The sequence below is a fragment of the Proteus penneri genome (genome assembly GCF_022369495.1).
In the GTDB taxonomy this organism is placed as follows: Bacteria; Pseudomonadota; Gammaproteobacteria; order Enterobacterales; family Enterobacteriaceae; genus Proteus; species Proteus penneri.
In genome coordinates, this window is the sequence record NZ_CP059690.1 from 2,500,739 (window position 1) to 2,514,746 (window position 14,008).

The window sequence follows — 14,008 nt, forward strand, 5'->3', positions numbered from 1 at the left end:
AAGCTGATGAATGATGCATTAATAATAAAATACTCAATAGGTGTTAGCATCGCTTTAGCCTGTTTGGTTGGCTTTATCATCGTATCTCTTTTTCATGATAAAAAGAAAAAACGCCACAGAAATATTATTGTTCATATCAGCCAAGCTATTTTTCTTTGTAGTTTAGTGATTATCTTAAGCCAATATTGTGAAATGGCTGTGGTTGATTTTAATCTCCATTTTATCTCTTTTAGGATGATTAATTTCTTTACCTATATTGGTATTGCATTAATTTTAATGAGAAAATTTTTCTTACTGATTAATCGGCTAGAAAAAGCTCAAATTAAAAAAGGCAGTGATCCTACTTCTGCTCGTATTATTTCTCGCATATTCAAAATCACTCTATTTGTTATTATCATTTTATTGTTCGGTGAGCATTTTGGCATGAGCTTATCCGGCTTAATGACATTTGGAGGGTTAGGTGGCATTGCCATTGGCATGGCAAGTAAAGATGTATTAAGTAATCTTTTCTCTGGTGTCATGCTCTATTTCGATCGTCCTTTTAATATTGGTGATTGGGTACGCTCACCTGATCGTAATATTGAAGGCACTGTAGTCGAAATTGGTTGGCGTATTACCAAAATCATTACTTTTGATCATCGACCGCTTTATATTCCCAACTCTATTTTTTCATCTATTAGTGTAGAAAATCCGGGGCGAATGACTAATCGACGTATTGAAACTGAACTCGGTTTACGTTACGAAGACTCTGATAAAATTGGTGTAATTGTTGAAGATATCCGCACCATGCTAATGCAAAATGACAAAATTGATACGCAACAAACCTTGTTAGTCTATTTTAATCAATTCGCAGACTCTTCCCTCAATATCATGGTGTATTGTTTTACCAAAACAACCGTATGGGCACAGTGGCTTGAAGCTCAACAAGAAGTCTATTTAAAGATGATTGAGATTGTGCATAAACATGGTGCTGACTTTGCCTTTCCGTCTCAAACAATTTATATCGAAAAATCGTCTTCTATCCCACAATAATAGAAATGGATAAGTTTAGCCTCTGATAAACTTATCCATTTATCAATCACCAATAACGGTAAACTATGCATTTATTATGCATAAAACAATCAACCTTATTGCTTTAATTTATTTCAATCATATTCACAACCAAGTATATTGATCGCCAATTCTTCTATTGATACAAATGCGAGTATAATGAAAAAAATGAAGTTGGCGTGTCACCCTACTCTTTCACACTATTTTTATTCTGAACGTCCGATTGTTGATATTGTTGATGCAAATTTAACGCAAATATCAGTAGTAGTGTTGTCATTGTCAGATATTGAGTCTGGCCAATTAGATCGCATTCATCAAACAGGGTTTCAACTTCCCGTATTTATTGCAGTTAATATTAATGATGCAATCAGTGCTGAATTGCTTAATCAAGTTTCAGGGATTGTGATTACAGATAAAAATGCACATCAAAAAAATAGCACGTTAATTAATAAAGCGGCACAGCAATATGAAGAGAGTCTGACCACACCATTTTTTTCACGCTTAGTGAATTATGTTGCCGAAAAGAACATCGCTTTTGATTGCCCTGGACATCAAGGCGGAGAGTTTTTCCGTCGTCATCCTGCTGGCGAACAATTTTATCAATATTTTGGTGCGAATCTATTTCGTGCTGATCTCTGTAATGCTGATGTCGAAATGGGTGATTTGCTTATTCATGAAGGTGCGCCTTATGATGCCCAAACTTTTGCAGCGCAAGTATTTAATGCCGATAAAACCTATTTTGTTTTAAATGGAACCTCATCTTCTAATAAAGTTGCCTTAAATGCTTTATTGGCACCAAATGATTTAGTGTTATTTGATAGAAATAATCATAAATCCAATCATCATGGTGCACTAATTCAAGCAGGAGCAACACCTGTCTATTTAGAAACAGCTCGTAATCCCTTTGGCTTTATTGGTGGTATTGATGCTCATTGCTTTGAAGAACACTATTTACGCCAACAAATTGCAGAAATTGCGCCAGAACGTCAATTCGATAAACGCCCTTTCCGTTTAGCTGTTATTCAACTAGGCACTTATGACGGTACAATTTATAACGCGAGGCAAGTTGTCGATAAAATTGGTCACCTTTGTGATTATATTTTATTTGATTCTGCATGGGTGGGTTATGAACAATTCATTCCAATGATGAAACAGTGTTCACCTTTGTTACTAACGCTTAATGAAAACGATCCTGGTATTCTCGTTACTCAATCTGTTCATAAACAATTAGCGGGATTTTCACAAACCTCACAGATACATAAAAAAGATGCCCATCTTAAAGGGCAATCTCGTTATGTTAATCATAAACGTATGAATAATGCTTTTATGATGCATGCATCCACCAGCCCATTTTATCCCCTTTTTGCCGCTCTTGATGTCAATGCAAAAATGCACTCAGGCAAAAGTGGTGAAGCGATGTGGATGAGTTGCGTAAAGCAAGGCATTGAAGCCCGTAAATCATTACTAAAGCAGTGCCAGTTTATTAAGCCATTTATTCCTGAAGTGGTTGATGGAGTTGCTTGGCAAGACCACGACACAGATGAAATCGCCCACGATCAGCGTTTTTTTAATTTTATTCCTAATGATAATTGGCACTCATTTGAAGGTTACACAACCAATCAATACTTTGTTGATCCTTGCAAATTAATGCTTACAACGCCGGGTATCGATCCTCATACAGGGGAATATGGATCTTTTGGTGTACCCGCCTCTATTTTGGCAAATTATCTACGTGAGCACGGCGTTATCCCTGAAAAAAGCGATCTCAATTCAATCTTATTTTTGCTGACTCCCGCAGAACATCAAGCAAAGTTTGATCGCTTAATCTCTTTGATTGTTCAATTTGAAAAACACTTAGTTGAAGATGTGCCATTAGAACAAATCTTGCCTTCTGTATGTCGTCGCTATCCATCTCGTTATCAGGGGTATACATTACGACAACTCTGTCAGGAAATGCATGATATTTGTGTCAGATACAATATCAAATTACTGCAAAAACAGATGTTTAGAAAGAGTCACTTTCCTAAACGAGCATTAAGTCCGCAACAAGCTAATATTGAGTTTGTTCGTGGTAATGTTGAATTTTTACCTTTAAATAAATTATCAGGACGCATTGCTGCTGAAGGTGCTTTACCTTATCCGCCAGGTGTTTTATGTGCTGTACCCGGTGAAATTTGGGGAGGTGCTGTTTTACGTTATTTTCAGGCACTTGAAGCCTCGATTAATCAGCTTCCAGGCTTTTCAACTGAACTTCAAGGGGTCTATATTTATGATGAAGAAGATGGCAGTAAGCAAATTTATGCTTATGTTATAAAAGAATAATTGTCTTATCTTTCCCCATAAAAAATGCTGATGTTTAATTGAACTGACATCAGCATTTTTATTTAACTTTGTTTATAAGCCTTATTTTATTTCAACTATTCGCCTTGTATCCGTCGATATTGACCTTTATCTTGCAACAACCTAACGCCTAAGATACTGCCACATAATGAAAGTAATAATGCCGCAACAATAGGTACAGTGATCCACATTCCCCATTGTGGTTGCCACGGGAACTTAAACACGGATATTTGTAATAAGCTTAATGCGACCTCAGCACCAATCGCTGAGGCGAAACCCGCCATTAAACCTAATAATGCAAATTCAGCCCAAAGTGTGCGTCGTAATAATGATTTACCCGCTCCCAGAGTGCGATAAACCACCAGCTCAATGCGTCGTTGTGTCATTCCTACCTGAATTTGAGCAACTAACAATAACGCACCACAGATCATGACCAATCCAACCATAATTTCTAATGCTCGGCTGACTTGCTGTAAAATTTGTTGAACTTGCTGAATTAATGCACCTGTATCTAACACGCTTACCGTTGGAAATTGCCGATTAAGTGCCGTAATTAACCCGCCCTCACCATTGTAGTAAAAGCTACTCATCCATTTTTCTGGCTGATTACTCAACCCTTCTTCAGAGAAGATAAAGAAGAAATTAGGGCGCATATTTTCCCAATCAACATGACGAATACTTGTAACGATGGATTTAAATTCACGGGTATCACCGACAAAGGTTAATTCATCACCCAATTTAATCTCGAGTTGTTCTGCAACACCTTGATCGAGAGAAACCCCATTCCCCTCAGGAGGCCATGTTCCCTCAACAATTACGTTATCTTTTGGCAATTCGCTATGCCACGTTAAGTTAAGCTCTCGACGAACGGTGTTATTACCTGCATCACGTTTATCTGCCCACTCTTTAGCATTATGCTCATTAATTTGTGTTAAACGCGCTAACACCACAGGGAATGCATCTGTAGGCTCAACATTATGTTTTGCCAATAAAGCATTAATTTCTTGAACTTGAGGCGCAGACATATTGATGAGAAAATAATTAGGGCTATCTTCTGGTAATTGTTTTTGCCATTTATCGAGTAAATCCCCTTGAATAAGGACTAACAGCGTTAACAACATAAATGAAAGCGCGAAAGCCGCAAGCTGAGTCATCGTTTGAAAAGGTTGTCGTAATAAACGAGTAACTGCTAAGCGCGCACTAAGTTGACGGAATTTAAACTGCTTTAATATCCATAGTCCTAGCCAACCAATTATTCCAAGTAAAAAGGCAATAACAACAACACCAAATAGAATTGACCAGAGTAAAACGCCTGTTCCGGCAAAAAGCGTTAAGGCACCGACAACAATTAAGCCTACTATCGGTAAATAATAACGAAGAGGCCATATAGGTGCCGTAGTATCACTTCTTAATACACGGGAAGGTTGTGTTGCCATCAATTGATAGTAAGGCCTTATCCCCGTTAATAATGCAATTAGCAGTAAAGAGCCTACAGACCATCCCCACGGTAAAAAACTTGCGTCGGGTAAACTTTTCGGTAACACAGGCGCTAAAATTTGTAGCAATATCGTTTCGAAAATAAGTCCTACGAATGAACCAACAATAATAGCGCCAATCAAAATCACGCCCCATTGCCCAATGATCCATTTTCTTAATGCACGCTTATCTGCCCCTAATGTTTTTAATACCGCAATTAAAGTATGACGACTACGACAATAATGAGCCATGGAAACCGCAACGGCCGATATAGCAAGCAATAACGTTAATAGAGCTGAAAGCAAAAGAAAGTTTTTCGCACGCTCCATTGATTGTGAAAGCGCACCACTGTCTTGTTTTAAACTATTCCAACGCTGATCGGGTTTTAATAACGGGTCGAAACGTTGCTGATAGCTATCAATCACGGACTCATTACCAGCAAACATATAGCGATAAGTTAGGCGGCTCCCGGGTTGTACTGCTCCTGTTGCTTCAACATCATCAAGATTAATTAAAATACGGGGGGCTATTTGAAAAGGATTAAACCCACTGTCTGGCTCTTGAATTAATACACCACTAATCGTAAAGGATGCATCACCTACATCAATTTTATCGCCGACTTTTATATCAAGTAATTCTAGTAATCTAGCATCAACAAGCGCAGTTCCTTTTTCCGGTTTTAACCCTGCCGGCTCCGTTTCTAGCTCACCATACAGTGGATATAATTTGTCTGCGGCTTTCACCAACGCAAGTTGTGGTGTATCGCCTTCAGGCGCATAAGACATCGTGGTAAATTGCATTTGGCGACTGAGCGTTAACCCGTCTTTTTTCGCCTCTGTAAGCCAGTTTTCATCAACAGGATAAGACGCACGTAAGACTAAATCGCCCGCAATTAAATCACGACTTTGAGCGTAAATGCTTTTATCTATTCGATCACCTATACGCCCTAAAGCAAGCACACAAGCAACCGCAAGCGCTAAAGAAAGCCAAACAATTAATAGTGCAGGAGAACGCCATTCACGCCAAAACCAACGCCAAATCATGACTCCTCCTTAAGTTGTCCATCTACTAATCGTAATCGTCTTTGGCAACGAGCAGCTAGCTCATTGTCATGAGTCACTAAAATCAATGTTGTTGCATAATCTCGGTTAAGAGAGAACAACAAGTCAGCAATTTTATCGCCGGTTTTGCGGTCAAGATTTCCTGTTGGCTCATCCGCAAAAAGAATAGCAGGCTGAGTACAAAATGCTCTTGCTAATGCAACGCGTTGTTGCTCACCGCCAGAAAGTTGCGCTGGCATATGGTATAAACGTTCGCCTAATCCTAACTGCTTTAGTAAATCAACTGCACGCGCATAACTATGCTTTTCTGACTCGCCTTTTAATAATGCGGGCAACTGCACATTTTCGAGCGCATTCAATGTCGGAATTAACATAAATGATTGAAAAACAAACCCAACATGTTGAGCTCGCAACTTAGCACGTTCTTCTTCATTCATTTTTGTGAGATCTTCTCCCATTAATTTCACACTGCCAGTGCTACCATCATCTAATCCAGCAATGATCCCTAGCAGAGTCGATTTGCCCGATCCTGATTCACCAATTAAAGCAATTGTCTGTGCGGACTCGACAACTAACTCAACACCCTGCAATATAGAGATCTGACTATCACCTTCTCCTACTTGTTTGGTTAACTGATGAACTTCAAGAACCTTTTCCGTCGACATACATTTTTCCTTATCGTTATGATGATGTTTAGCTTTAAGGCGGTTGCTGCTGATACCTTTTTAATCTTTGGTGACAGCTTGAGTGCAGGATATCGTCTTCCGATAGAAAGTGCATGGCCACAACGCCTTGCTGATAAATGGAAAACAACCTACCCTGAAATTAATGTTGTTAATGCAAGCATTAGTGGTGAAACTGCCTTTCAGGGACAAAATAGGCTTCCTGATTTATTAAAACAGCATCAACCACGCTGGGTTTTGATTGAATTAGGTGCAAATGATGGCTTACAGGGATACCCTGTTGCACAAACAAAAGACGCGCTACAAAACATCATTACACAAGTTAAAGCATCGGGCGCAACCCCACTTTTTATGCAAATTATGATTTCACCTAATTACGGGAAACGCTATACACAATCATTTTCAGCAATTTATCCTAAACTTGCAGAAGAGAATGCGATCCCTCTGCTTCCTTTTTATATGGAGCAAATAGCAGATAAGCCTGAGTGGATGCAAAACGACAGTATACATCCCAATGAAGATGCTCAGCCTTTTATTGCGCAATGGATGGATAAAACCTTATCCCCTTACTTAACACGTTAGACTATTCTGACAGTAGTTGACGTAGATTAAACGAGATTAATTGTAAAATTATGCAAAAGACGGTATTGATTACAGGAAGTTCCAGTGGAATAGGACTCTGCGCGGCAAAATCACTAAAGAAAAGAGGTTATCGAGTTCTTGCTGCTTGCCGTAAAGATGAAGATCTTAAACGCATGGAAACACTGGGATTAGAGCCTATTTATCTTGATCTTGATGATCCAAAAAGTGTTGAAAATGCGGCATTAGAAGTTATTCGTCTAACAAACGGTCGTTTATATGGATTATTTAATAATGGTGGATTTGGTGTTTATGGCTCATTAGATGCCATTACCCGCCAACAAATGGAAAAACAGTTTTCTACTAACTTTTTTGGTTTACATCAGCTTACTACATTACTTCTGCCAGCAATGTTGCCTCATGGTGAAGGAAGAATTATTCAAACCAGCTCTGTTATGGGGATTATCTCAACAGCTGGTCGAGGTGCTTACGCAGCCAGTAAATATGCAGTAGAAGCATGGTCTGATGCGCTAAGAATGGAAATTGCGCATACAGGTATTAAAGTAAGTTTAATAGAGCCAGGTCCAATAAGAACATGTTTCACTGAAAATGTCGCTCAAGCCGAAAAAGATAAACCTGTAAAAAATCCGGGGATTGCGAGTCGTTTCACATTAACGCCTGAAGATGTTGTGAAAAAGCTTATTCATGCTTTAGAAAGTCCAAAACCTAAGATACGTCATCCCGTAACCTTATTGACTTACGCAGTCAGAATATTAAAACGTTTTCTACCTGATGCTTTAATGGATGTTATTCTCAGTCGCCAAAGTGGCAAGGCTTGATTTTTCAGGATCTACCCTTACTTATTAATAAAATAGCGTTATAAATCGCATCTATATTTAAAACTCTCAAAAAGGGGCAAGTTAATGTTAGCAACTGCACATATTGTTGATGTAAATGAATCAAATATTCAACAAATTATAGAACAATCTATGACTAAACCAGTCATGATGTATTTCTATTCAGAACGTAGTCCTCATTGTGCAGAGCTTGGCGCAACATTAGATAAACTGGCAGCTGAATTTGCTGATCAATTTATTTTGGCAAAATTGGATTGTGATGTTGAACAAATGATTGCCTCACAATTTGGTTTACGTGCTATTCCAACTGTTTATATTTTGCAAGAAGGTCGCCCAGTTGATGGCTTTCAAGGCCCTCAACCTGAAGAAGCAATTCGCCAAGTGTTAGCCAATGTATTACCCAAACCAGAAGAATTAAAAGCGGCACAAGCCTCGCAATTACTTTCAGAAGGAAAAACCGAAGAAGCTTTACCTCTGTTAAAAGAAGCTCATCAACTCGCTCCTAAAAACAGTGAAATTACGCTCGCGCTAGCAGGCGCATTAATTTCTTTAAATAAAAATGAAGAAGCTCAAACTCTGTTAATTACTATCCCATTACAAGATCAAGATAGTTACTATCATAGTTTGTTAGCGCAAATTGAATTACAAAAACAGGCTGCTGATACGCCTGAAATTCAACAATTACAGAACGATTTTAATCAACAACCTGAAAATACCGATCTTGCTATTCAACTCGCACTGAAATTACATGAAGTTGCTCGTAATGAAGAGGCACTAGAGTTGCTATTTAGCTTTATCAAAAAAGATCTCAATGCTGGTGATGGGCAAGTTAAGAAAACCCTGATGGATATTCTATCAGCCTTAGGTACTAATGATAATTTAGCGTCTAAATATCGTCGTATGGTGTATTCTTTACTTTATTAATTTTATTTTCTTATTAAAGCAGACTTAGGACAGGTATATGGAAATAGTCATTGGTATTATCATCTTATTCGCTATTATTTTAGTTTTATGTGGTGTTAAAACCGTTCCACAAGGTTACCAGTGGACTGTCGAACGTTTTGGTCGTTACACTCGAACCCTCGCGCCAGGGCTTCAAATTCTCGTACCATTTGTTGATCGTATTGGTCGCCGTATCAATATGATGGAACAGGTTCTTGATATTCCGTCTCAGGAAGTTATTTCTCGTGATAACGCCAACGTCAGCATTGATGCGGTCTGCTTTATTCAAGTCATCGACCCTGTAAAAGCCGCGTATGAAGTTAATAATCTTGAACTTGCAATTATCAACTTAACACTGACGAATATCCGTACAGTATTAGGCTCAATGGAACTTGATGAAATTCTTTCTCAGCGTGACCAAATCAACAGTCGCCTTTTACTAATTGTGGATGATGCAACAAACCCTTGGGGTATCAAAATTACCCGTATTGAAATTCGTGATGTTCGCCCACCAAAAGAATTGATTTCTGCAATGAATGCGCAGATGAAAGCTGAACGAACTAAACGTGCCGATATTCTTGAAGCTGAAGGTATTCGTCAAGCGGCAATCTTAAAAGCAGAAGGTGAGAAACAAGGACAAATACTGAAGGCTGAAGGAGAGCGTCAATCTGCATTCTTACAAGCAGAAGCTCGAGAACGTGCAGCAGAAGCAGAAGCTAAGGCAACACAAATGGTATCTGAGGCCATTGCAAAAGGTGATATGCAAGCAATTAACTACTTTGTTGCTCAAAAATATACGGATGCATTGTCTCAAATTGGTTCAGCTAATAACAGTAAAGTTATTATGATGCCATTAGAAGCAAGTAATCTTATGGGTGCGATTGGTGGTATTTCTGAATTACTCAATACCAAAAAAAGTGACTCTGGCAACAAGAGCAATTAATTATGATTGAATGGATTAGTGCTCAACCTGCACTTTTCTGGCTTTGTCTTGGTGGCTTGCTGTTAATTACAGAAATGTTAGGAACAGCGGGATACCTTTTATGGTCAGGAATGGCGGCTCTGTGTGTATCGTTGATCACATGGATATTGCCTATTAGCTGGCCTATTCAAGGTATTTTATTTGCGATATTAACGGTAATTAGTGCTGTACTTTGGCACCTTTGGCTTAAACGCAGAAAACTATCAAAAGAAGCTGAAAACTTAAATCAGAAAACGCATCAACTGATTGGTATTCATGCGGTTTTATTATCAGATACTGAAAATGGTTTTAGTCGCGTAAAATTAGCTGATGGCAGTTGGCGTGTTTATTCAAACACGCCATTACTTGCCGGCGATAAGGTAACAGTAACCGCAATTGATGGTATTACCTTACAAGTGACTGCGCTTAAACAGACTATTTCTGGTGATGACAACACCCTGACAAATGATCGATGATAGGGCAATCGGCTCCTTCATCTCCGGGACACTCGCTGGCTAACAAAAGTAATCGTTGGCGAATGTCATTGAGCTCATTAATTGTTTTCTCAATTTCAGCCACTTTTTTTAAGGTGGCTTCTTTCACATCAGAACTATGGCGAGAAGGATTTCTTAATAGCATTAACAACGCGCGACACTCTTCTAAGTTAAAACCAACCTCTCTCGCTTGTCGCAATAATGTTAACTCTTCAATATGTTGAGCTTGATAATAACGATAGCCGTTTTCACCTCTTCCCGGTGGGGTTATCAAGTCTTTTTCTTCATAAAACCGAATAGCTTTAGCCGTTAATCCTGTTTTACTGGCGATTTCACTAATATTCAAAATTCCCCCTTGACCTTCCCCTTGCGGAAAGGTTTAGCCTTTATCTTGATAAGAAAAAACCTTTACAGAAAGCAAGTTACCGAATATTGAGCAATAATAGAGGTAACGCTTTTTATTTCGGAGATAAACTAACATGGCAAAAACTACGCTACTCGCATTACAAGGGCTTTCATGCTCCCACTGTGTTAACAGTGTAAAAAAAGCACTTGATGCTCGCAATGATATAGAACAGTCATATGTGACTATTCAATACGCTAAAATTGACAGTGATGCAACTGCTGAAAGTTTAATCAAAACAATTGAAGACGCAGGTTATGAAGCTAAAATTGCAACACAACCTGATATAAAATTAAGCCTAAGTGGCCTTAACTGCATGAAGTGTGTCGGTAAAACCGAAAAAGCATTATTAGCCATTGAAGGTGTTGTCGCCGTTAATGTAACAAAAGAGTCAGCTGAAATTTTTGGTGACGCGGCTGCGGATACTTTAATTGCAGCGATTACTGCTGAAGGTTTTCAAGCAAACTTAGCACCAACTGACAACATAGTTCATCTAACACTATCTGGTTTAAATTGTGGTCATTGTGTCGGCTCAGTCAAAAAAGCACTTGAAGCGACAACAGGCGTTGATAGTGCTGAAGTTGAATTAACACACGCAAAAGTAACGGGTTCTGCAACCGCTGAAACCTTAATTACCGCTGTTACAGAGGCTGGTTACGAAGCACAACTAGCGCGTACTGATTTCCCAAAAACTGAGCCGCTGACGCAAACGCATGCACAACTGGAAGCATCGTCAGCGGCTGTTTGTGATATTCCAGTCGAGAATGCTGATATTGATAATGGCGCTGAAATCAATACTGACAATGACAACAGTGTTCAGCTTTTAATTGATGGTATGACCTGTGCAAGTTGCGTAAACAAGGTTCACAACGCATTACAATCCGTTGATGGCGTTGAAAATGTGCGTGTAAACCTTGCTGAACGTAGCGCATTAGTGACAGGTGAAATCGATCATGATGCACTTGTGTCTGCCATCGAAAAAGCCGGTTATGGTGCTGAAATTATCCAAGACGATATAAAACGCAGAGAACGTCAGCAAGAAGTTGCTGTTGCCAATATGAAACGTTTTCGCTGGCAAGCCGCATTAGCGTTAATTGTCGGTATTCCTGTGATGGTTTGGGGAATGATCGGCGATAATATGATGCTTACTGAAGCTAACCACAGCATTTGGTTAGGCATTGGCATTACAACATTGTTTGTAATGGTTGTTGCAGGGGGACATTTTTATCGTAGCGCATGGCAGAGCTTAAAAAATCGTAGTGCCACAATGGATACCTTAGTGGCATTAGGAACGGGTGCCGCATGGCTCTATTCCATTACCGTAAATTTATGGCCTGAAATTTTTCCAGCTCAAGCGCGTCACCTCTATTATGAAGCCAGTGCAATGATCATCGGTTTAATCAATCTGGGTCATATGCTTGAACAAAGAGCGCGTCAGCGTTCATCTAAAGCATTAGAGCGACTATTAGATTTAACGCCTCCAACAGCAAGAGTTATCACTGAAAACGGTGAAGTTGAAATGCCATTGGCTGATGTTAAACAAGGAATGACATTACGTTTAGCAACAGGTGATAAAGTACCCGTTGATGGTGAAATTATCCAAGGTGAAGTGTGGATGGATGAAGCGATGTTGACAGGCGAGCCCATTCCACAACAAAAAGCAGTGGGTGACACTATTCATGCAGGAACAACAGTTCAAGATGGCTCTGTATTATTTAAAGCAGCAGCAGTGGGAAGTAAAACAACACTTGCTCGTATTATTAAATTAGTTCGCCAAGCACAAAGTAGTAAACCTGAAATGGGACAGCTAGCAGATAAAATATCAAGTGTGTTTGTCCCCATTGTCGTAGCTATTGCTCTTATTGCTGGTGCTATTTGGTATTTCTTTGGCCCATCGCCGCAAATTACCTATGCCTTAGTAATTATCACAACTGTTCTTATCATCGCTTGTCCTTGTGCTTTAGGTTTGGCAACACCTATGTCGATTATTTCAGGTGTCGGTCGTGCGGCTGAATATGGCGTGTTAGTTCGTGATGCCGATGCACTACAACAAGCAAGTATGCTAGATACTTTAGTGTTTGATAAAACAGGGACTCTGACAGAAGGCATGCCTCAAGCTACTGATATTCATACTTTTAATCAAGTAGATGAAACTCAAGCACTGGCATTGGCTGCCTCTTTGGAAAATGGTTCTAATCACCCATTAGCTAAAGCTATTTTAACGCGAGCTAAAGGAATTGATTTACCTGAAGTAAACAAGTTTCGCACATTAGCTGGCATGGGGTTAAGTGGTGAAATTAATGGTAAAACAGTACTTTTAGGTAATCCTAAATTGATGGTTGAATCAGGTATTGATATTAGTGAAGTTAATTCATTGATTGATTCTCAAGCCGCCAAAGGTGTTACGCCTGTTTTATTAGCGCAAAACGGTAAAATTGCGGCATTACTTTCTATTCGCGATCCACTCAGAGAAGATACTGTAAGTGCATTACAACGTTTACATCATCAAGGTTATCGACTTGTGATGTTAACGGGAGATAACCCAATTACAGCAAATGCAATTGCAAAAGAAGCCGGTATTGATCAGGTTATTGCGGGTGTGATGCCAGAAGGTAAAGCACAAGCTATTACTGACCTTCAAGCTGAAGGTCGTCGTGTTGCAATGATCGGGGATGGTATTAACGATGCCCCTGCATTAGCCAAAGCTGATGTCGGTATTGCAATGGGTGGTGGTAGTGATATCGCTATTGAAACAGCAGCTATCACGTTAATGCGTCATAGTTTACATGGTGTTGCTGATGCCGTTGAAATTTCAAAAGGCACACTGCGTAATATGAAGCAAAATCTATTTGGTGCTTTTATTTACAATAGTTTAGGTATTCCCATTGCAGCAGGTATTTTATACCCATTCACGGGAACATTATTAAACCCAGTAGTTGCAGGTGCAGCAATGGCCTTATCCTCAATTACTGTAGTTAGCAATGCAAACCGCTTATTGCGTTTTAAACCTAAGCAATAACACTTAATCACTGTTCACAACATTAAAACCTCTTTTATCTTCAGATAAAGGAGGTTTTTTATTACCTTATTTCTAATTTTTACTTATGATTATGAATATTTTCAAAAGGTTAAAAAAAAAGCCGATATTACTATCGGCCAGTC

The 14,008-nt window shown here is 39.1% G+C and carries 11 protein-coding genes; 8 read left to right on the forward strand and 3 right to left on the reverse strand.

Translation table 11 applies throughout. The annotated features are described in order from the left end of the window. The first annotated feature begins 6 nt into the window (after positions 1-6). Both H1225_RS11400 and H1225_RS11405 read left to right on the forward strand, forming a co-directional pair. Positions 7-1,032 carry a mechanosensitive ion channel family protein gene (locus tag H1225_RS11400; RefSeq protein ID WP_109400167.1) on the forward strand — a complete coding sequence of 342 codons (1,026 nt, stop codon included), beginning with the start codon at positions 7-9 and terminating at the stop codon, positions 1,030-1,032. 177 nt (positions 1,033-1,209) lie between these two features. Next, entirely contained in the window at positions 1,210-3,372 is a 2,163-nt protein-coding gene (locus H1225_RS11405) for an ornithine decarboxylase (RefSeq protein ID WP_115065578.1), read from the forward strand. A gap of 95 nt (positions 3,373-3,467) precedes the next feature. On the opposite strand, the gene ybbP is transcribed toward H1225_RS11405, so the two are convergent. Together ybbP and ybbA are read right to left on the reverse strand one after the other, a co-directional pair. Continuing rightward, on the reverse strand, positions 3,468-5,909 hold the full coding sequence (gene ybbP, locus H1225_RS11410) for a putative ABC transporter permease subunit YbbP (RefSeq protein ID WP_161707111.1): 2,442 nt from the start codon (positions 5,907-5,909) through the stop codon (positions 3,468-3,470). Beyond that, positions 5,906-6,592: a putative ABC transporter ATP-binding protein YbbA gene (ybbA, locus tag H1225_RS11415; RefSeq protein WP_006533992.1), complete on the reverse strand. Its 687-nt coding sequence runs from the start codon at positions 6,590-6,592 to the stop codon at positions 5,906-5,908. The genes ybbP and ybbA overlap by 4 nt, the downstream gene beginning before the upstream one ends. Between ybbA and tesA the strand changes: the two genes are divergently transcribed. The 5 genes from tesA to H1225_RS11440 all read left to right on the forward strand — a co-directional run bounded on the left by tesA (position 6,563) and on the right by H1225_RS11440 (position 10,425). Continuing rightward, positions 6,563-7,192 carry a multifunctional acyl-CoA thioesterase I/protease I/lysophospholipase L1 gene (gene tesA / locus H1225_RS11420; RefSeq protein ID WP_161669262.1) on the forward strand — a complete coding sequence of 210 codons (630 nt, stop codon included), beginning with the start codon at positions 6,563-6,565 and terminating at the stop codon, positions 7,190-7,192. The two genes, ybbA and tesA, sit on opposite strands and share 30 nt — an antisense overlap. Positions 7,193-7,242: 50 nt before the next feature. Beyond that, a complete protein-coding gene (locus H1225_RS11425) occupies positions 7,243-8,028 on the forward strand; it encodes an SDR family oxidoreductase (protein ID WP_239739130.1) in 786 nt (261 codons plus the stop codon). 84 nt (positions 8,029-8,112) lie between these two features. Next, positions 8,113-8,970 carry a co-chaperone YbbN gene (locus H1225_RS11430; RefSeq protein WP_006533995.1) on the forward strand — a complete coding sequence of 286 codons (858 nt, stop codon included), beginning with the start codon at positions 8,113-8,115 and terminating at the stop codon, positions 8,968-8,970. 37 nt (positions 8,971-9,007) lie between these two features. Further along, complete coding sequence (locus H1225_RS11435) at positions 9,008-9,931, forward strand: SPFH domain-containing protein (protein ID WP_006533996.1); 924 nt, start codon at positions 9,008-9,010, stop codon at positions 9,929-9,931. Between the two features lie 2 nt (positions 9,932-9,933). Continuing rightward, positions 9,934-10,425, forward strand: a complete 492-nt coding sequence (locus H1225_RS11440; RefSeq protein WP_006533997.1) for an NfeD family protein — start codon at positions 9,934-9,936, stop codon at positions 10,423-10,425. Here H1225_RS11440 and cueR read toward each other — a convergent pair. Further along, a complete protein-coding gene (gene cueR / locus H1225_RS11445) occupies positions 10,385-10,789 on the reverse strand; it encodes a Cu(I)-responsive transcriptional regulator (RefSeq protein ID WP_072065100.1) in 405 nt (134 codons plus the stop codon). The two genes, H1225_RS11440 and cueR, sit on opposite strands and share 41 nt — an antisense overlap. A 133-nt stretch (positions 10,790-10,922) precedes the next feature. Between cueR and copA the strand changes: the two genes are divergently transcribed. After that, positions 10,923-13,865, forward strand: coding sequence for a copper-exporting P-type ATPase CopA (copA, locus tag H1225_RS11450; protein WP_161724159.1), 2,943 nt, complete (start codon positions 10,923-10,925; stop codon positions 13,863-13,865). The last annotated feature ends 143 nt before the right edge of the window (positions 13,866-14,008 follow it).